Annotated in this window: 17 protein-coding genes; 1 reads left to right on the top strand and 16 read right to left on the bottom strand. The window is 65.2% G+C overall.

Annotation, left to right across the window (positions count from 1 at the left end; genetic code table 11):
• Position 1: 1 nt before the first annotated feature.
• From EJ069_RS03525 to EJ069_RS03495, 7 genes are all read right to left on the bottom strand, one after another.
• Positions 2 to 901, bottom strand: coding sequence for a branched-chain amino acid ABC transporter permease (locus EJ069_RS03525; protein WP_126060107.1), 900 nt, complete (start codon positions 899 to 901; stop codon positions 2 to 4).
• Between the two features lie 6 nt (positions 902 to 907).
• Positions 908 to 1,612, bottom strand: a complete 705-nt coding sequence (locus EJ069_RS03520) for an ABC transporter ATP-binding protein (protein ID WP_126060106.1) — start codon at positions 1,610 to 1,612, stop codon at positions 908 to 910.
• Positions 1,613 to 1,627: 15 nt separating this feature from the next.
• On the bottom strand, positions 1,628 to 2,782 hold the full coding sequence (locus tag EJ069_RS03515) for an ABC transporter substrate-binding protein (protein ID WP_126060105.1): 1,155 nt from the start codon (positions 2,780 to 2,782) through the stop codon (positions 1,628 to 1,630).
• Positions 2,783 to 2,824: 42 nt separating this feature from the next.
• Positions 2,825 to 3,550: an ABC transporter ATP-binding protein gene (locus EJ069_RS03510; RefSeq protein WP_126060104.1), complete on the bottom strand. Its 726-nt coding sequence runs from the start codon at positions 3,548 to 3,550 to the stop codon at positions 2,825 to 2,827.
• Positions 3,551 to 3,680: 130 nt separating this feature from the next.
• On the bottom strand, positions 3,681 to 4,265 hold the full coding sequence (locus tag EJ069_RS03505) for an XRE family transcriptional regulator (RefSeq protein WP_126060103.1): 585 nt from the start codon (positions 4,263 to 4,265) through the stop codon (positions 3,681 to 3,683).
• A gap of 172 nt (positions 4,266 to 4,437) precedes the next feature.
• Entirely contained in the window at positions 4,438 to 5,235 is a 798-nt protein-coding gene (locus EJ069_RS03500) for an N-formylglutamate amidohydrolase (protein WP_189476148.1), read from the bottom strand.
• Positions 5,236 to 5,254: 19 nt separating this feature from the next.
• Entirely contained in the window at positions 5,255 to 6,664 is a 1,410-nt protein-coding gene (locus tag EJ069_RS03495) for an aldehyde dehydrogenase family protein (protein WP_126060101.1), read from the bottom strand.
• Between the two features lie 157 nt (positions 6,665 to 6,821).
• Here EJ069_RS03495 and EJ069_RS03490 point away from each other — a divergent pair, with 157 nt between their 5' ends.
• Positions 6,822 to 7,580, top strand: a complete 759-nt coding sequence (locus tag EJ069_RS03490) for an SDR family oxidoreductase (RefSeq protein ID WP_126060100.1) — start codon at positions 6,822 to 6,824, stop codon at positions 7,578 to 7,580.
• 23 nt (positions 7,581 to 7,603) lie between these two features.
• On the opposite strand, the gene EJ069_RS03485 is transcribed toward EJ069_RS03490, so the two are convergent.
• The 9 genes from EJ069_RS03485 to EJ069_RS03445 form a co-directional block, all read right to left on the bottom strand.
• On the bottom strand, positions 7,604 to 8,296 hold the full coding sequence (locus EJ069_RS03485) for a TIGR02453 family protein (RefSeq protein ID WP_126060099.1): 693 nt from the start codon (positions 8,294 to 8,296) through the stop codon (positions 7,604 to 7,606).
• Entirely contained in the window at positions 8,296 to 10,503 is a 2,208-nt protein-coding gene (gene ligA / locus EJ069_RS03480) for an NAD-dependent DNA ligase LigA (RefSeq protein ID WP_126060098.1), read from the bottom strand. Before ligA ends, EJ069_RS03485 begins: the two co-directional genes overlap by 1 nt.
• A 479-nt stretch (positions 10,504 to 10,982) precedes the next feature.
• Positions 10,983 to 12,656, bottom strand: coding sequence for a DNA repair protein RecN (gene recN / locus EJ069_RS03475; protein WP_126060097.1), 1,674 nt, complete (start codon positions 12,654 to 12,656; stop codon positions 10,983 to 10,985).
• Positions 12,657 to 12,664: 8 nt separating this feature from the next.
• Entirely contained in the window at positions 12,665 to 13,534 is an 870-nt protein-coding gene (locus EJ069_RS03470; RefSeq protein WP_112127203.1) for an outer membrane protein assembly factor BamD, read from the bottom strand.
• Between the two features lie 200 nt (positions 13,535 to 13,734).
• Positions 13,735 to 14,682, bottom strand: a complete 948-nt coding sequence (lpxC, locus tag EJ069_RS03465) for a UDP-3-O-acyl-N-acetylglucosamine deacetylase (RefSeq protein WP_126060096.1) — start codon at positions 14,680 to 14,682, stop codon at positions 13,735 to 13,737.
• Between the two features lie 356 nt (positions 14,683 to 15,038).
• Entirely contained in the window at positions 15,039 to 16,706 is a 1,668-nt protein-coding gene (gene ftsZ / locus EJ069_RS03460) for a cell division protein FtsZ (protein WP_126060095.1), read from the bottom strand.
• Between the two features lie 67 nt (positions 16,707 to 16,773).
• The gene (ftsA, locus tag EJ069_RS03455; protein WP_042637743.1) at positions 16,774 to 18,081 is read right to left on the bottom strand and encodes a cell division protein FtsA; all 1,308 of its coding nucleotides are present in this window, start codon (positions 18,079 to 18,081) and stop codon (positions 16,774 to 16,776) included.
• Entirely contained in the window at positions 18,078 to 19,022 is a 945-nt protein-coding gene (locus EJ069_RS03450) for a cell division protein FtsQ/DivIB (protein WP_126060094.1), read from the bottom strand. Before EJ069_RS03450 ends, ftsA begins: the two co-directional genes overlap by 4 nt.
• On the bottom strand, positions 19,010 to 19,936 hold the full coding sequence (locus EJ069_RS03445; RefSeq protein ID WP_126060093.1) for a D-alanine--D-alanine ligase: 927 nt from the start codon (positions 19,934 to 19,936) through the stop codon (positions 19,010 to 19,012). Before EJ069_RS03445 ends, EJ069_RS03450 begins: the two co-directional genes overlap by 13 nt.
• Between the last annotated feature and the right edge of the window lie 70 nt (positions 19,937 to 20,006).

The following is a 20,006-nucleotide window of genomic DNA, read 5'->3' as shown; positions in this document are numbered from 1 at the left end:
GTCAGATCTCCTTGTCGCCGAGTTCGATGCGTTGGCCGAGCAAGCCTTCCGGCCGGTAGATGAGCAAGGCGACGATGATGGCGTAGGTGAGCGCGTCCTTGAAGCCCGCATATTCCTGCGGCAGCGCGACGAGCAGGCCGACCTCGATGAAGCCGAGCAGCATGCCGCCGACGGCAGCACCCGGCAACGAGCCGAAGCCGCCGATAACGCAGGCGACGAAGGCCTTCAGCACCAGGCCGAAGCCGAGATCGGGAGAGACGCTGCCGCGCCGCGCCAGGATGAAGACGGCGGCGATGCCCGCCAGCGCGCCGGAAATCGCGAACGCCGTGGCAATGACGCGATTTGCCTTGATCCCCATCAGCCGCACCGTGGCGAAGTCGCGCGAGGCGGCGCGGATGGCGAGCCCAAGCGTCGAGCGGTTGAGGAAGAGCACCAGGGCCAGGATGGTCAGGCCCGACACGATCAGCTCCATCACCTGCAGTGACGACACGGCGAAGGGCCCGAAGAACCACATCTGGTTCAAGCCGTTGAGGACCGAGACCGACTGCGGCTTGGGCGAGATCAGAAGCATGAAAAGGTTCTGCACCACGATCGAGACACCGAAGGCGGTGAGCAGCCCGGTCGTGGTCGGCGCGTAGCGCACCGGCCGGAAGGCGACGCGCTCGAACACCACCGCCGCCAGCGCCGCCATGCCGACGGCGAGCAGCACCGCGACGAAGGGCGAGGTCAGCCCGAGCGCGGCAGCCAGGAACACGCTGTAGGCCGAGACGCCGATGATCTCGCCATGCGCGAAATTGACCAGCCCCATGATCGAGAAGACGACGGCCAGCCCGAGCGCCACCAGGGAATATTCCGCGCCGAAGGCAAGCGCGTTGAGCAGTTGCTGCAGGGCGTAGTCCATCGCCGCCTACCCGCCGATATAGAGGTTGAACAGGCCGTGCTCGTCGGCGAGCCTGGCCGGCGGTCCGTCATAGCGCAGCGTGCCCGAGCTCACGACATAGACGCGGTCGGCGAAGCGCAGCGCCTGCCTGGCGTTCTGCTCGACAACCAGCAGCGTCAGCCCTTGCGCCTTGAGCTCGCCGATGAAATCGAAGATGAGCGCCACGATTTTTGGCGCCAGCCCAAGCGACGGCTCATCGAGCAGCAACAGCTTCGGCCGCGACATCAGCGACCGGGCGATCGCCAGCATCTGCTGCTCGCCGCCCGAAAGCGTGCCCGCCGCCTGGCCGTAGCGCTCGGAAAGCACCGGAAACAGCGACAGGAACCGCTCGATGTCCTGACGCACCCCGGCAGGGTCGCGCCGTGTCGCCGCCCCCAGCCGCAGGTTTTCGCCGACGCTTAAGTTGGCAAAGATGTGCCGGCCTTCCGGCGTCGAGGTCAGCCCAGCGCGGATGCGGTCCTCGGTGCGGACATGCGAGATGTCCTTGCCGTCGAGCACGATGCGGCCCGAAGCCGGCGTGACCAGCCCGGTCAGCGCGTTGATGGTCGAGCTCTTGCCGGCGCCGTTGGGCCCGAGCAGGGCGACCAGCTCGCCCTGCCCGACTTCCAACGACAGCTCGCGCACCGCCATGACGGCGCCATAGCGCACGACAAGCTTCTCGACCTTCAGCACGTCTTCCCGCCCCGCTTAGTTCAGCGCCGGAACGAAAGTCGGCGGCGTGTCGGTGATCAGCACCCGCTTGCCGTCGGCAAAGCCCATCACTGGAACGGCCTTCACCGGATAGCCCTTCTTCTCGGCGAAGGAGATCGTCGGCGCCGTGGTGCCCGGATAGCCCCCCGGCGCCCGGATCGCCTCGCGCAAGGCGGCGGGGTCGACGGTGCCGGCCTTCTTCGCCGCTTCATAGCTGATCTGCACCATGTCGGCGCCAAGCGCGTCGAAGATGCCGTTGATCTTGTAGCCATCGGCCTTGCACTGGGCGAGGAATTTGTCGATCGGGCCGTCGACGCCGGTCGCGCCATGGGTCGCGAACATCACCTTTTCCAGCGATTTCGGATCGCCGACGGTGCCTTCCAGCGACTTGTCGTCGAAAGCGTCGCAGCCCGCCACCCAGCCGTCATAGCCATTGGCGCGCAATTGCCGGATCAGGATGCCGACATCGGGCAGCACGGCGCAGATATGGATCGCGTCCGGCTTCTGCGGCAGCGCCTTGATCGAGGCGATCTGCGGCGACCAGTCGGTGGTGCCGTAGGAATAGTTGAACTTGCCGACAACCTTGCCGCCGAGATGCTCGAACACTTCGCCGAACCACTCCGGCAGCTTCTCCGAGTAGGACCCGGCATCGGGCGACACCATCAGCGCCACGGTCCGCGCGCCCTTGCCGTAAAGCGCGTTCGCGGTGGCCGAGGCGTTGATCGGATCTGGCACGGCGCCGGCGATGAAATTGTCGAGCCCGGCCTGCTGCATTTCGAGCTGCGTGTTCGGCGCCGAGAACACGGTGGCGCCGTATGGCTGAGCAGTCTGCGCCATCGGGATCAGCGCATCCGGGAACGGCACGCCGGTGATGACCTGCGCGCCGGCATCGAGGAATTTCTGGCCGAGCGAGACCGAAAGCTGCGGATCGGACCGGTTGTCCTCGATCATCAGCTCGACCTTGGGGTCGTTCGCGCCGGCAGCCTTGTTCAGCCTGTCGGCCATGCAGCGCGCGCCTTCCGCCTCGCTATAGGGCGCGTAGGCGCCGGTCATGGCGACCGCAAGCCCGATCTTGAGATCGGCCGCGCCCGCATGCCCTGCCTGCAGCAGCCCCGCGGTCAGCACCGCCGCTCCCAGCAAAATCTTTTCCATTCTACCCCTCCTTCATCTCATTGTGGTTGTTCTTCCGGGCCCTCAGGCTGTTTCCGACTGCCCGACATAGACCTCGATGACGCGCGGATCGCGCCACACGTCTTCCGTCTCGCCCGAAGCGATCACCTGGCCCTGGTCCATCACGCAAAGCCGGTCGCAGAGCCGGTTGATGAAGCGCAGATCGTGATCGATGACGATGGTCGCGCAGCCGACGTCGCGGCGGATGCCCTCGATCGCCATCGCCAGCGTCTCCGACTCGGCCTCGTTGAGTCCGGCGGCCGGCTCATCGAGCAGCAGCAGCGACGGCCCCAGCGCCAGCGCGCGGGCGATCTCGAGCCGGCGCTGGCTGCCGTAGGGCAGCGTTCCGGCTGGGCTGTCGGCGAAGCCCGCCAGCTCATATTGCTGCAGCAGCTGATCGACGCCGATCCGCTTGGCCGCATCGGGGCGCACCGCGCGGCAGGTGATATGCGCGACCTCGACGTTCTGGCGAACGGTCAGATCCTTGAACAACCTGATGGTCTGGAAGGTGCGGCCTACCCCTGCCCGCGCGCAATGCTCCGGGCCCCGCCCGGTGATCTCCTCGCCCGCCAGGCGCACGCTGCCGCTGTCCGGCTTGAGCACGCCGGAGATGGCGTTGACGAGGGTGGATTTGCCGGCGCCGTTCGGACCGATGAGGCCGAGGATCTCGCCGGCCTCGCAGGTCAGCGAGGCGTTGCGCAACGCCTGCACGCCGCCGAATGTCTTGCTGACTGCCTCAACCGACAGCATCGGTCATTTCTCCCATTCCGGCCGCTGGCTGTTCTCCTGTCGGCCGGTCAAAAGGATGCTAGTCCTCCGACTTTTCCATAACAAGCATTTTTTTCCATTTTAGAAAAATTCTTGACGGAAGGTCGTGTGGTCAGACGCCTGCTCCTGGCGCCAGCCCGTCGCGCGGCACCGTGTTCGACATCAGCATGATGACGGGCTCGTCGCCGAGCGCGACATAGGCGTGCTGCATCTCGCCGTCGAACAGGATACTGTCGCCTGGCTGCAGCACGGTCGGGTCGTAATGGAGCGTGTGCAGCTGCAGGCTGCCGCTCAGCACATGGATGAACTCCTCACCCGAATGGCTGCGCCAGCCGCCGTTTTCCTCGAAGCTTCTGGCGCGTAGCGTGACGCGCCAGAAAATGTTGGTCTTGTCGCGGAAATCGCTGCACAAGACCTCGAATTCCATGGCGTTGCCTTCATGCAGAATGCCGCTGCCGGCGCGCGTGATCGAGCGGCGCGCCTGCGGTCCGGGCTTCGGGCTGAACAGGAAGGAGGCCACCGGCACATGCAGCACGCCGGCTATCATCAGCGCGATGTCGACGGTCAGCCTCGCCTTGCCGTTCTCCAGCTTCGAGAGCTGCGAAACGGAAAGGCCGGAGCGCTCGCTGAGGTCGCGCAAGGTGATGTTCTGCTGCTTGCGCGCGTCGCGGATCTTGCTGCCCACATTGCCGTGCATCGTCCACGCCCTTGGCTGTCGTGTTTCCAATTTGACAAGCTCTAGAGCAATTCCAGGAAAAGTGTGAGCGGTTTTCCGTCCGGAATTGCGCAAAAACAATGAGATAGAGCGGTTCGCCGTTTCCGTGAAACGGTGAAACGCTCTAGCGTTCCGCCATATGAGCGTCCAGCCTTTAGACGGCTACGGCTGATTGCGGCCATAGGGATATCGCGACGGTGGCAAAGGCATTTTCAAGAAGGCGGCCGACGCGTTCGAAATTTTCCGGATCGGCAAGCAGGTCGTTGCGGACCTCGAGATAGAGGCAGGGCCGGCCCTGCTGCAGCCCGTGCCGGTTCAGCGTGTAGCCGACGGCCTGGCGCCAATCATAGGGTTCGTTGTCACCAATCCTGAAGCCTGCTTCCGCGCCCTGTGCGCCCAGCGTTTTCAGCACCGAATTGACGAAGGGCGACTGTTCCCGCCACAGCACGCCGATATCGACATTGCGCTTCACCCCGGCCATGACCGGCGTGAAGGAGTGCACCGAGATCAGCGCGCGCCTGCCGGCGGCGGCTTCGACGATCGCCCGTTCGACCGGCGCCCAGGCGACAAGCTTGCGCAGCCTCGCATCCGCCGCGTCGACCGCCAGATTGCTTGGCACCGGGATGCCGCCGAGGTCCGGCCGCATGAAATCCCACTCATCGGCGGGGCGGTTATAGTCAAGGAACAGCCGCGAATAGTGCGCGATGACGGCCGGCGCGCGCAGTGTTCGCGAGAGCCGCCGTGTGAGCGCATCGACCCCGATGTCGACCGCGAAATGCGTGCTGAGATAGGGCTCCGCCAGGCCAAGATCTCGCCACGGCCCCGGCACGACATTGCCGGCATGCTCGGCGATCAGGAGATAGGGGCTGGCTGCATCCGGCAGCAACCGCTCCACGCCGGCCGCTGCAAGCGCAGCAACGGCCGCATCGGCTAGTTTTTCAAGGTCCCGCATGACCGGATGCCCTTGGCGCTCAGGCGATGACGGAGCGGACATGGTAAGCCTTCGCCGCCGTCGCCTCGATCAGGCCGGCGCGTCCATTGGTGCGTCCGAGACCGGAATTCTTGATGCCGCCCCAGGGTAGATAGAGGTCGGCGTGGTCGCAGCGGTTGAGATAGACCGTGCCGGCCTCGACCTCGTCGAGCAAGGTCACGCCGCGCTCGACATCGCGTGTCCAGATGGAGGCGCTGAGGCCGTAGTCGCTGTCGTTCATCAGCCGGATCGCCTCGTCGTCGCCGCCAACCGCCTGGACGCAGGCCACCGGCCCGAACAGCTCGTCGCGCATGATCTGCATGCTGTGATCGACGCCGGTCAGCACCTCCGGCGCGACATAGGCGGTTCCGAGGCTTGCCGCCTTGAGGGCGCCTTCCTGCGGCATCAGGCGCTTCGCCCCTGCTTGCACTGCGCTTTCGGTGAGGCCGCGGATGGTGTCGGCAGCAACCGCGCGCACCACCGGGCCGACCATCGGCTTTTCGCCGATGGGATGGCCGATCGACCATTTCGCCGTTTCGGCGACTAGCGCCTCGACGAAGCGGTCGTGAATCAGGCGATCGACATAGATGCGCTCGACCGAGCAGCAGGACTGGCCGGCGTTGGAATAGGTGCCTTCGGCGATCAGCGGAACCGCCGCTTCGAGGTCGGCGTCGGAGCGCACATAGGTCGGATCCTTGCCGCCGAGTTCCAGATGCACCTGGGTGAAGGTGCCGGCCGCTGCCGCATGCACGCGCCGGCCGCCATTGACCGAGCCGATGAAATTGACCGCGTTGAGGACACCGGAAGCGATCAGCCGCTCGGCGTCCGGATGGTCGAGATGCAGGCTCTGGAACACGCCTTCCGGTCCGCCGGCCGCGCGGAAAGCCTCCTCGGCAAGCTCCGCGATCAACGGCGTCTGCGGCGAATGCTTGAAGATCACCACATTGCCCGCAGCAAGCGGCGAGGTGACGAGGTAGCCGAGCATCGCGGTCGGGTAATTCCAGGCGCAGATCGACAGATGCAGCCCGCCGGCCATCGGCTTGGCGTAGCGGCGGATGTTCTCATCCGACGGATACGGCATGTCTGCCAAGGTCTCCGGCGCCGCACCGGCAAGCAGCTCCCCGATCAGCGCCAGGCGCGGCGTCTCGTCGGCCTGCCACAAGGGCCTGCCGATCTGCCACGCCACCGCTTCGGCAAGCGGGGCGGCGCGCGCCTTCATCTCCTCGCCGAAGCGCAGAAGGATCGCCAGGCGCTCGGCCAGCGGCGTGCGCCTCCAGCCCGGCAACGCCGCGCGAGCCCGGGCGACCGCGGCCTCGATCGCGGCGCCGTCGGCATAGTTTCGCGTGGCGTAGATCGAGCCGTCGACAGGAGAGGTCACCGAGAAGGTCCGCGCGCCGGAATGCAGGTTCATGGTCTTGGAATCCACCCAAAAGGAAAGCCGTCAATCGCGGCACGATATCGCGATTTTCCATTTTGGCAAATTTTTTCGAATACGGCTTGATGGAATTTTTGTCCGCCCCTATTGTCCCGCCATCGCGCCTTGGCGCCAACATCAAGAGGGGTGACGGATGGTCGTCTTTGATTTCACCGGCAGGCATGCGGTCGTAGCCGGCGCCGGCGGCGGCATGGGCGAGGCCATCGCGCTTGCGCTGCTCGATGCCGGCGCCTTCGTCACCGCCATCGACGTGAAAACGCGCCCGGCCTCGCTTGCCGGTTATGACGATCGCCTGACCTTCGCGCAGGGCGACCTGACCGACGCCGCTTTCGTCGAACAGGTCATCGGCGCCGCCGGCCGCGAGCGCGGCGGCATCGACTATCTCGCCAACGTCGCCGGCGTGCTGTGGTTCGGCCGCGACAAGTCGGCGCTGGACATGGATCTCGGCGTCTGGGACGACGTCTTCAACATCAACCTGAAAGCCTTCGTGCACACGGCGCGCGCGGTCGTTCCCCATATGCGCGCCGGCGGGCGCGGCGGCGCCATGGTGCATTTCTCGACCATCCAATGGTATCGCGGCGATCCCAACCCGCAGGACGCCTATCAGGCCTCGAAGGCCGGCGTGTGCGCGCTGTCCAAGTCGCTCGCCATGCAGCTTGCCGCCGAGCGCATCCGCTCGAACGCGATCTGCCCCGGCATGGCGCTGACGCCGCTGCAGGCGCGCTGGGACACCGAGGAAAAACGCGCCGCCGTGGCGAACTACGCGCCGCTCGGCCGCATCGGCACCCCGCAGGACATGGCCAATGCCGCGCTGTTCCTGCTGTCGGACGCTGCGAGCTACATCACCGGCATCGAGCTCGCCGTCGATGGCGGCCTGTTGATGCGGATGTAAGCCCTGGCGACTGCCGAATGGCGTCAGGCAGCAACGGCCGTCCCCTGGATCGCCCTGCCCCAATCGAGCAGCGGCTTGGCGCGAAGCGTGAAGTCGACGAGATCGTCGACCAGCGCCGGCGAATGGATCGTCGCCGGATCGATGTCGTGCCGGACCACGAAATGCCGGTTGCGCACCGCCTGGGCGAGATCCTCATCACCGACGTCTTCGAAGCCGCGCGGCGCCCGCTTCAGGCGGTCCTCCGCATCGAGTTCCAGCCCGGCCTTCTTGAGCGATGAAACCATGGCGCGGAACGCGGCCGGCTTGGTGACGATCGCTTTGCGCATCGCCTGCAGCAATTCAGGCGCCGGCTGCCACCAGGCAACGCCGGCAAAGCACCGCTCGAGTCCGATATGCACATAGAAGACACCTTGCTCCATCTTGGTGCCGTCGGGCGAGAGGATCGCCGACAGGTGCCGGTTGTAGGGCCGCTTGTCCTTTGAGAAGCGCACGTCGCGATTGATGCGGAATAGCGACCTCTTGCGGTCGCCGCGCAAGCCGAGCTTGGCCGCGTCGAAGCGCGTGGTGAGCGTCTCAACCAGATCGCAGAACGGTTCGTGCAGCTCGCTCTCGTAAAGGTCGCGGTTTTCCTGGAACCATTCCCGGCTCTGGTGGAAATCGAGCGCCTTCAGGAATGGAATGGCCTTCTGCCCGAACCCCTTGAACGCGCCGGCCATCAGCTGCCCCTGCCGATGCGCTGCAGCCAGTTGTCCTCGTCGATCACCTCGATGCCGAGGTCGCTCGCGACTTTCAGCTTCGAGCCGGCGCCGGGACCCGCCACCACCAGGTCGGTCTTGGCCGAAACCGAGCCCGCCACCTTGGCGCCGAGCCGCTCCGCCATTGCCTTGGCTTCCGAGCGCGTCATCTTTTCCAGCGTGCCGGTGAACACCACCGTCTTGCCGGAGACTTCGCTGCCGGCCGAGATTTCCATGACATAAGGCTTGGGGTGGACCTGCGCGAGCAAGGCATCCAGCACGTCGTCATTGCGCTCATTGCCAAAGAAATCGCGCAGCGCGTTGATCACCGTGTCGCCGATGCCGTTGATCGACGGGAAAACCGTCTGCGGGTCCTCGGCCTTTGCCGTTTCCTTGCCGATGCGGATCAGTTCCTCGATGGTCGAGAACTGTCGGGCAAGCACGGCAGCCGTCGTCTCGCCGATATGGCGAACGCCGAGTGCGAAGATGAAGCGGTCGAGCTCGGGCTCGCGGCGCGCGTCGATGGCGGCGAAGAGCTTGTCGAGGCCCTCATAGTTGCGCTCCTCGACGCTGCGCACATTCTTGCGTGTCTTGCCCGACGCCTCCTCGCGCAGCCGCGCCTGCTCCTCGCGCCGCTCGGCCAGCGCCTTGGTAACGGCCGGACGGCGATCCTTCAGCGTGAAGATGTCGGCCGCGGTCTTCACCAGCCCCGCATTGAAGAAGAGGTCGATGTTTTCTGCGCCCAGGCCCTCGATGTCGAGCGCGCCGCGCGATACGAAGTGGCGCAGCCTCTCCACCGCCTGCGCGGCGCAGATCAGCTCGCCGGTGCAGCGGCGCCGCGAATCCTCCTTGCCGGTCTTTTCGTTGATCTCGCGCGTCGCCGGCGAGCCGCAGACCGGGCAGGTATGCGGAAATTCGTAAGGCACGGCATTAGCCGGACGCTTGTCGATGACGACGCTGACGATCTGCGGGATGACGTCCCCCGCCCGCTGGATCACCACTGTGTCGCCGATGCGCACGTCGATGCCGTCGCGGATCGGCTGACCGTTGCTGTCGAAGCCCTTGATGTAGTCTTCATTGTGCAGCGTGACGTTCTCGACCACCACGCCGCCGACGGTCACCGGCGCCAGCCGCGCCACGGGCGCCAGCGTGCCGGTGCGGCCGACCTGGATGTCGATCTTCTCGACCGTCGTCATCGCCTGCTCGGCCGGGAACTTGTGGGCGACGGCCCAGCGCGGCTCGCCGGTGACGAAGCCCCAGCGGCGCTGCAACTCAAGCTGGTCGACCTTATAGACGACGCCGTCGATGTCGTAGCCCAACGACGAGCGCAATTCCTCGATATGATGGTACTGCGCGATGAGTTCGTCGATCGACTTCGCCCGCACCATCAGCGGGCTGACCTTGAATCCCCACTCTTTGAACTTCTGCACGGAATCGTACTGTGTCGGAGCCGGATCGGCGGTGGTGTAACCCCAGGCATAGGCGAAGAATTTGAGGTTGCGGCTGGCCGTGACCGACGGGTCCTTCTGGCGTAGCGATCCGGCCGCCGTGTTACGCGGATTGACGTAGTCCTGGCCGCCTGTAGCCGCCGAGCGCTGCTTCAGCGCCTCGAACTCCGCATAGGTCATATAGACCTCGCCACGGATCTCGATCGTCTCTGGCCAGCCCGAGCCCTGCAGCTTCTTCGGGATGTCGGCAATGGTCTTCAGATTGGCGGTGATGTCCTCGCCGACCGCGCCGTCGCCGCGCGTCGCGCCCTGCACGAACACGCCGTTCTCGTAGCGCAGTGAGGCCGACAGGCCGTCGATCTTCGGCTCAGCGGTGAAGGCGATGTCGAGATCCTTGTCGCGGTCGAAGAAGCGCCGGCCGCGTTCGATGAAATCGGCGACGTCCTGATCGGTGTAGGCCTTGGCGAGGCTGAGCATCGGCACCGCGTGCCGCACCTTGGCAAAACCTTCGGCCGGCGGCGCGCCGACCCGGCGCGACGGCGAATCCTCGCGCACCAGATCGGGAAAGCGTTCTTCGATGGCGAGGTTGCGCCGTGCCAGCGCATCATATTCGGCGTCCGAGATCGTCGGGGCGTCCTCAGTGTGATAGCGCCGGTCGTGCTCGGCGATCTCCGCCGCGAGCCGCTTCAGCTCCTCCGCGGCTTCACCCTCGCTCAGCGATTCGACTGGTTTTTCCGACATGCATCAGTCCCTGGATTGTGGCGCGCCACTATAAATCAGGATTCGTCGGCAGGGCTCGTAGAAAAATCATTGGCCAACGGCAGGATACAGCCATCTGCTGACTCACCTTGCAAGGTTGGAGAAGCAAGCGCCGAGCCGGGATTTTTGACCGTTCGGCTTTGTTTTTGTTGGCAGGTGCCATGCCTTGGAGATTGGCCGAAACGTCCACCCGTCGTCATCCACGGGCGTAGCGACGCGAAGCGGAGCGCAGACCCGAGGATCCATGCCGTGACGCCAAGGCGTTGCAACGGGTTCAGAAGTTCTGCTCCGCGGCATTCCTCGGCCAAGGTAACGGCATGGATTCCAGGGTCTACGCGGTACGCTTCGCTTCCCGCTCCGCCCTGGAATGACGACGGGATGGGCGTTTCAGCCAATCTCCAAGACCATGCCACCTGCCAAGGCAACCAGAGCCGACCGGTCAAAATCCCTATGTCGACTAACTACGCCGCGGCCGTGTTCTCGCGCAGCAACCTCTCCGCAGCGGCGCGTGCCTCGTCGGTGATGACGGCGCCTGCCAGCATACGCGCGATTTCCTCCTGGCGCGCGGCGCGGTCCATTTCGGCGATGCCGGTGGCGACACGGTCCTTGCCGCCGGATTTGGAGATCAGGAAATGTGTCGCGGCGCGTGCCGCAACCTGCGGCGCATGCGTGACGGAAAGCACCTGTACGCGCTTCGACAGCCGCGCCAGCCGCTGGCCGATGGCGTCGGCCACAGCGCCGCCGACGCCGGTGTCGATTTCGTCGAAAACCAGGGTTGGTGCCGAGCCGCGATCGGCGAGCGCCACCTTCAGTGCGAGGAGAAAGCGCGAGAGCTCGCCGCCCGAAGCGACCTTCATCATCGGCCCCGGCCTGGTGCCCGGGTTGGTGCGCACCCAGAACTCGACTTGGTCGATGCCTTCTTCCATGCGGCTTTCGGCATCGCTCCCCATCTCGACGATGAATTCGGCCCGTTCGAGCTTCAGCGCCGGCAATTCGGCCATCACCGCTTTGGTCAAGCCCGATGCCGCCGCCTGGCGCAGGGAGGAAAGCTGCGCCGCCGAAATATCGTAGGCCTCGCGCGCCGCGGCGGCATGCTTTTCCAGCGCGTGCAACCGCTCCTCGCCGGCATCGAGATCGGCAAGATCGGCCACCATCGTGTCGCGCAGTTGCGCCAGATCGTCCACCGCGACATTGTGCTTGCGCGAGGCGGCGCGCAGAGCGAAAAGCCGCTCCTCCGCCTTCTCAAGGCGTTGCGGATCATATTCGGTGGCGCGAAGCGCACCTTCCACGCCGGACTGCGCCGCATCGAGCGAGATCATCGCCTCGTCCAGCGATTTCACCACGTCGTCGAGCAGGCCCGGCGCTTCGCCCGCCTTGCGCTGCAGCCGGCGCAACAGGCTGGCAAGCTGCGGCAGCGGCGAGGACGGCCCCGACAGCACATCCTGCGCGTCATGGATTTCGGCGGCGATCTTCTCGACCCGCATCATCTGCGCGCGCAGTTCGGCAAGCTCCGTCTCCTCGCCCGGCTGCGGATCGAGTTTCGCGAGCTCGGCGACCGAAGCGCGCAGATAATCGGCCTCGCGCGCCGCCGCCTCGACCTTGGCGCGATGCCGCGAAAGCTCCTGCTCGCAGTTTCGCCAGTAGCGCCAGGCTTCGCCCGTGCCGCGCACGGCGCCCAGATGGCCGCCGAAACTGTCGAGCAAGTCGCGATGCGCGCCGGGATCGACCAGCGCGCGCTCGTCATGCTGGCCGTGGATTTCGACCAGCGCGCGGCCGACATCGCGCATCAGCGTGACGCTGGACGGCTGGTCGTTGACGAAGACGCGGGTGCGGCCGTCGCCGGTCTGGACACGGCGCAGGATGATGTCGCCATCGTCCTCGATGTCGTTTTCGGCAAGCAGCGCGCGCGCCGGATGGTTGCGCGGCACGTCGAACACCGCGATGACCTGGCCTTGCGCCGCGCCATGGCGGACGAGCGAAGCGTCGCCGCGCGCGCCGAGCGCCAGCGACAAGGCATCGAGCAGGATGGATTTGCCGGCGCCGGTTTCGCCCGTCAGCACCGAAAGCCCAGGCAGGAAGTCGATGTCCAGCTTCTCGATCAGGACGATATCGCGGATCGACAGTCTGGACAGCATCGCAAGCTTCAGGCGCCGGTGATCAGCTTCCCGGCCTTGGAGATCCACGATCCGGCATTCTCGCGCGGCTCAAGCCCGTTGCTCTGCAGGAGCTTGTAGGAATCCTTGTACCACTGGCTGTCCGGATAGTTGGTGCCGAGCACCGCCGCGGCCGTCTGCGCTTCCGAGGTCAAGCCCATCGCATAGTAGGACTCGGTCAGGCGCGCGAGCGCCTCCTCGACATGGCGCGTGTTGGAATAGTTCTCGACCACGGTGCGGAAGCGCTTCACGGCGGCGATGTATTCGCGGCGCTCGAGATAATAGCGGCCGACCTGCATCTCCTTGCCGGCAAGCTGGTCGTTGGCGAAGCGGATCTTGTCCTTGGCGTCGGCGACATATTCGGAGTTCGGCCAGCGCGTCACCAGATCCTGCATGGTCTGGATGGTCTGGCGGGCTTCCTTCTGATCCTGGGTGACGTCCTTGATCTGCCGGTAGTAGCTCAAGCCGATGATGTATTGGGCGTAGGCGGCGTCGTCGGTCGACGGATAAAGCGTCAGATAGCGCTTCGCGGTGCCGATCGCCTCGTCATAGTTGCCGGCGCGATAGTCGGCGAAAGCCCCCATCACCATCGATTTGCGAGCGAATTCCGAATAGGGATGCTGGCGGTCGACCGCATCGAACTTCTTGCTCGCCTCGTCGAGACGGCCGGCATTCATATTGGCCAAGCCCTGGTTGTAGAGGACGTCGGCGGGCTCAGTCTGATCGACATAGGTCGCCAGGTTGACGTCCTTCTCGGAGGACATGCAGGCCGAAAGAACAAGCGCGGGAGCAACCACCGACAGCGCCAGCAAAACACCCCGACGCGGCGTTACCGATTGACCAACTCGCGAAAAAAACATGTTTGGATTCCGCCCCTTCGGCGTCGTTTCGGTCCGGGCCGAAGCCATAAACCATTATCCCCTTGCCCGGCAACGCTATGTCCGGCCAATCGCACATTTTTGTGGCGGCCTGGCGCTGCGACCGAGGTTGTGCAATTTCAGCGATTCGTGATGCAATCGCGCAACACAACCTGACTACAACGCCAGAAAACTCTTAAAAATCAGATCACCCAGGGTGCGTAAACCGGCCGGCTGACGGCAATCATCTCGGCGACGCGGCCACGCTCGCGGCGCCGGGTCTCGACGATCTCGAAGGCCGTGTGGTCGGAAAGCAGCCGGCGCAACGCGGACGCGTTCATCCGGTGGCCGCCGCGATAGGAGCGGAAACAGCCGATGAAGCGCGCGCCGGCCAGCGCCAGATCGCCCATCGCATCGAGCGTCTTGTGGCGGGCGAACTCATTGGGATAGCGTAACCCGCCGACATTGATGACGCGGTTGTCGTCGCCGATAACCAGCGAGTTTTCGAGCGACGAGCCGAGCGCGTAGCCGGCGGCCCAAAGCCTCTCGACGTCCTTCATGAAGCCGAAGGTGCGGGCACGCCCAATGTCGCGGCGGAAGATGTCGGGGTTGATGTCGGAGGCGAATTGCTGACGGCCGATCGCCGGACTCTCGAAATCGATCTCGACCTCGAACCGCGTGCCGTCATAGGGACGGAATTCCGCCCAGGACGCGCCGGCTTCCACGCGCACCGGCTTGACGACGCGGATATAGCGGCGCTTCACCGCCAGCGTCTCGATGCCCGCCTGGTCGAAGGCTTCGACGAACGCCATGGCGCTGCCGTCGAGTATCGGAACTTCCGAACCGTCGATCTCGATGATGAGATTGTCGATGCCGAGGCCGAACACCGTCGCCATCAGATGCTCGACGGTGCCGATATGCGCGCCGGCCGGATCGCCAAGCATGGTGCAAAGATCGGTAGCGCCGACTTCCGCGACCAGGGCGCGGAGCTCACGGGCTTCGCCGCCGCTCGAGAGATGGAAGACGATGCCCGTATCGGCGTCGGCCGGCAGGAAATGAACGGTGACGGTCTTGCCGCTGTGGACGCCGATGCCAGTCAGCGTCGCGCGCGATTTCACTGTCGTCTGATAGTCGTGCAAGAGTAACCCCATACGCCCAAAATGCCTGCGTCCGCTCCATCGGCCTTGGGTATCTTGCAGCCAGTGAACGGTCTGGCGCTCGCATGGAATGCGGCAAAATAAGCAAGAGCACGCGGCTCTGTGTGATCGGCAGGCAGGGCTACTCCCCGAATCCCGGCAAACCGACTTTAGTCCGTGGCGAAGATAGTGGCCCGCCCTGGAGACTCCAAATCACGGTTTCTTACCCCGTGTAACCACGGGGTTTTGTTAAAAATAGATCGTAAGCGATTGTTTTTAATATATTTTGCAAAAGCAACAAGCAGACGATTTCTCGTCTGCCTGTTAACAACCGTTATATATCGTTAACGATCGGCGGTGCGCCGTATCGCTCAGTTGGCCTGGCGGCGCAGGAAGGCCGGGATTTCCAGCTGATCATCTTCCTGGACCGTGCGGGCCTGCGGCGTCAGCCGGCCCTGATCGTCGAGCTGGCCGCGGCGCGGCGCGTAGAGCGCAGGATCCTGGCTGGCGAGGCGGCGCATCTCGGGCGCTGCCTGGCGCAGCTTCGGTTCGCGCGGCTGCGCCGGCTGGAGCCGGGCCGGCTCTTCCTCGCGGCGGGTCAGGCCGTTGGTCAGCCGCTTGATCAGCCCCATCGGACCGCTGTTCTCATGGTCCGCCGGGCGGGTCTTGGCTTCGACCTCAGCCCTCACCACCGGCGGAAAATCCTCCACGCGCGGCATGCGCTGCGGAGCGGCGGCCACTGGCTGCGGCATCTCGCGCTGCGGCGCGGGCTGCTGCATGACCTGCGGCTGCATCACCGGCTGCGGCTGCGGTTGCGGCTGGGCTGGCGGGGCCTGGAAGATCTTGCTCTGCGGCCGGAAGTCGTCGACCGGCGCGGGGCGCGGCTGCGCCATGGCGGCTGCGTTTGCCTCGGCAAGCTGGATCGCCTCGGCGACCGGGTCGACCGCGCGCGGCTCGTAGGCCTGCGGCTGAACCGGAGCGGGCCGGATTTCGGCGACCGGAGCAGCCGCCGGCCGGGCGGCCGGCTTCTGCGGCGCGCGGATCGAGATCGGCGCCGCGGCGATTTCGGCTGCCGACTTGTCGATGCCGGTGGCGACGACCGACACACGGATCACGCCTTCCAGTTCCTCGTCGAAGGTGGCGCCCAGGATGATGTTGGCGTCCTGGTCGACCTCCTCGCGGATGCGGGTCGCGGCCTCGTCCACCTCGAACAGCGTGAGGTCGCGGCCGCCGGTGATCGAGATCAGCAGGCCCTTGGCGCCCTTCATCGAGGTCTCGTCGAGCAGCGGGTTGGCGATCGCGGCTTCGGCAGCGGCCATCGCGCGGCCCTCGCCTGAAGCTTCGCCGGTGCCCATCATCGCCTTGCCCATCTCGCGCATCACCGAGCGGACGTCGGCGAAGTCGAGATTGATCAGGCCTTCCTTGACCATCAGGTCGGTGATGCAGGCAACGCCCGAGTAGAGCACCTGGTCGGCCATGGCGAAGGCGTCGGCGAAGGTGGTCTTGTCATTGGCCAGCCGGAACAGGTTCTGGTTGGGGATGACGATCAGGGTGTCGACGCATTTCTGCAGCTCCTCGATGCCCATGTCGGCCGTCTTCATGCGGCGCTGGCCCTCGAAGTGGAACGGCTTGGTGACGACGCCGACGGTGAGGATGCCCTTCTCGCGCGCCGCGCGGGCAACGACCGGAGCGGCGCCCGTGCCTGTGCCGCCGCCCATGCCGGCGGTGACGAAGCACATATGCGTGTTGGAGAGGTGATCGATGATCTCGTCGATGCACTCTTCCGCCGCCGCGCGGCCGACTTCCGGCTGAGAGCCGGCGCCGAGGCCTTCGGTGACGTGCGCGCCAAGCTGGATCAGCCGCTCGGCCTTCGACATGGTCAGCGCCTGTGCGTCGGTGTTGGCCACCACGAACTCGACGCCGCGCAAGCCGGCGGTGATCATGTTGTTGACGGCATTGCCGCCGCCGCCGCCGACACCGAACACGGTGATGCGTGGCTTGAGCTCGGTGATGTCCGGCTTCTGCAGATTGATGGTCATTGTCTCCGTCCTTTGCCTTTCCCGCCGCCTCGCCGCTGCGGCCGCCTATGGGGCTGTCCCCGTCAAATTAAAAACTGTCTCTCAACCACTGACTCATGCGATGCAGTCTTCCGCCCGTTCCGGTCATCCTGAAACCGGAAAGTCCTTTCGCCGAATGGCTCTCGAAGCTCGCCATCTGCGGGTAGATCATCAATCCGACCGGGGTCGAGAACGCCGGTCCCTTCGCCGCCTCCGGCAGGCCCGCCACGCCGAGCGGACGGCCGATGCGCACATTGCGCCCGAGAATGCGGCGCGCCGCTTCCGGCAGGCCGGCGAGCTGGCTGGCGCCCCCGGTGAGCACGACGCGTTTTCCCACGGCATTGCCGTAGCCGGACTTGTTGAGCCGGTCGCGCAAAAGCTCGAGCGTCTCGTCGATGCGCGCACGGATGATGCGCGTCATCACCGAGCGCGGTATCTGCGACGGCACATCGCCTTCCTCGCCGATCGGCTGGATCGAGACGAGGTCGCGGTCGTCGGCGCTTCCAGGCAGCGCCGAGCCATGCATCACCTTCAGCCGCTCCGCGGCATCGAGCGAAGTCGACAGGCCCTTGGCCATGTCGAGCGTCACATGGTTACCGCCGATGGCAATGGCGTCGCCATGGATGAACTTGCCTTCCGAGAAGACCGAGATCGTCGTCGTGCCGCCGCCCATATCGATGCAGGCGGCGCCCATTTCGAGTTCGTCGTCGACCAGCGAGGCAAGCCCGCTGGCATAGGGCGTCGCCACCATGCGCTCGACCGACAGATGCGAACGGTTGATGCAAAGCTCGAGATTGCGCATCGGCGCCGCATCGCCCGTCAGCACATGCATGTCGACGCCGAGCGCATCGCCCACCATGCCGCGCGGGTCGCGCATGCCGCGCTCGCCGTCGAGCGAGAAGCCGACCGGCAGTGAATGGATCACTTCGCGCTCGGCCCTCAGCGCCTGCTTGGCGCCGGCGGCGAGCACGCGCTTGATGTCGACTTCCTCGACCTGATGACCGCCGAGATTGATCGTCGCCGAGAAGGCTTCGCTCTTCAGCCGGCCCGCCGTCATGTTGACGATGAGGGAATCGACCGTGAGCCCGGCCATGCGCTCGGCGGCGTCGACGGCAAGCCGGATGGCATGCTCGGCGCGATCGAGGTCCACTACGACGCCGGACTTCACGCCCTGCGATTTCTGGTGGCCGATGCCGATCACCTGGATACGATGCGAACGTCCGCGCAGAAGCTTGCCGTCCTCGTTGGGCTTGAGCTTCGCAACCACACAGCAAACCTTGCTGGAACCGACGTCGAGCACCGTGAGTATGCCCGACCGGCGCGAAGAAGCGTCACCGCCGCCGCCAAGCCAGCTCATATCTTCGTCCCCGTCTTGCGCTTGGCCAGGTTCTTCGGCTTGTCGCTGAGCGCGGCTTCGCGCTGCGTGGCCGCCTCCGGCGAGAGCTCCACGACCAGCCGGTCGGGGAGCCGCATGTCGACGGCGGCGATGTCGCGCGTCAAAAGCCCGTTGTCGTGGTCGATCTTGACGAGTTCGGCGATCGCCTGGTCCTCGTCGTCTTCCGGCAGCTTGATCGTGATGCCGTTCTCAAGCCTAAGGTCCCAGCGGCGCTCGCCGACACGGATGTAACCTTTGACCCGCGCCGCAAGCTCGGGATAGCGCTTGATCTTGTCGAGGAAGGCCGGCGCCATGGCCGGCGCGCCGCTACCGATGATCAGCGGCAGCAGCGCCTGCTTGCCGCCCGAGAACGGCGCGATCACCTCGCCGGACCGCTCGATCACCGAAACCGATGCGCCCTGCTGCCAGAGCGCGAAGGGCTCGCGCTCCTCGATGCGCACTTCCAGCGTATGAGGATAGATCTTGCGCACCGCCGCGCCCTCGACCCAGGGCAGCGTCGCGATGCGCTCGCGCGCAGCCTCGGCATCGAAGCCGATCAGCGACGTCCAGCCGTCGAGGCCGAGCCGGTCGAGCACGTCGATCTCGGATGTCTGACGGTTGCCGACCACCTTTATCTGGTCGACGGCAAAGCCGGTGCGGGCCGTGATGCCCTGCACGACGCTGTCGGAGTAGCCACCAAGAAAAGCGCCATAGGCGCTGCTCGACGCGATGAGCGCGGCGGAAAGGATCGCCGCCGAAAAGCGCGGCGCCTCATACTCGCCGCCGCACAGGCGCGCCAGCACGCGCACCGGCCGGCGAAGCTGACGCGGCAAGACGAAACGGTCGAATGACAGCGGCACGCCGAACAGCGCGGGACCAGCCGCGTTGCCGCCATTACCCTGTCCCCACCTCAACGCAGACACGAAGCGTCCTCCACCATCCAACTCAACAAATCGCCGAACGAGTGTCCCGCTTGCGCGGCGATTTCGGGCACCAGAGACGTCGGCGTCATGCCCGGCTGAGTGTTGACCTCGAGCCAGACAACCTCGCCGTTTTCGGAGTGACGGTCGTCGTAACGGAAATCCGATCGGGAGACGCCCCGGCAACCAATGGCAAGATGAGCCTTGAGGGCCAGTGTCTGTATTTTTTGGTAAATATTCGGTGAAATTTTAGCAGGGATTTCGTGTTTTGATCCGCCGGGCACGTATTTTGAGTCGTAGTCGTAGAAGGAATGCCCGGTCGGAATGATCTCGCAGACGCCGAGCGCCACATCGCCCATCACCGCGCAGGTCAGTTCGCGCCCATGGATGTAGCGCTCGACCATGACGGTCTCGCCGTATTGCCATTCACTCGAGCCGATCACCTGCGGCGGATGCGACTGTCCCTCATGCACGATGACGACACCAAAGCTCGACCCCTCATTGACCGGCTTGACCACATAAGGGGGCTTCATCGGATGCACATCCTTGACGGCGAAACGATTGACCACCTTGGATTCCGCGACCGGAATGCCGGCCGCCCTGGCAACCTTCTTGGCCTGCTCCTTGTTCATGGCCAGCGCCGAAGCGAGCACGCCCGAATGGGTATAGGGAATTGCGAGATATTCGAGAATTCCCTGGATGGTGCCGTCCTCGCCGAATGGGCCATGCAGCGCGTTGAAGGCAACGTCGGGCTTGAGCTCGGCAAGCACGGACCCGACATCGCGCGAAACATCGACGCGGGTGACCTGATAGCCTTCAGTCTCAAGCGCATCAGCACACGCCTTCCCCGAGGACAGAGACACGGGCCGCTCCGAGGAGAATCCACCGAGGAGAACAGCCACATGCTTCTTCTTCATTTCCCGTCATCCCCTCTCACGCCGGGCCTGCAACCGATATTCCCGCACCGCATTCCCGAGCATTGAGTCC

The sequence above is a fragment of the Mesorhizobium sp. M2A.F.Ca.ET.043.05.1.1 genome (assembly GCF_003952445.1).
In the GTDB taxonomy this organism is placed as follows: domain Bacteria; phylum Pseudomonadota; class Alphaproteobacteria; order Rhizobiales; family Rhizobiaceae; genus Mesorhizobium.
This window is presented reverse-complemented; position numbering and strand designations above follow the sequence as displayed.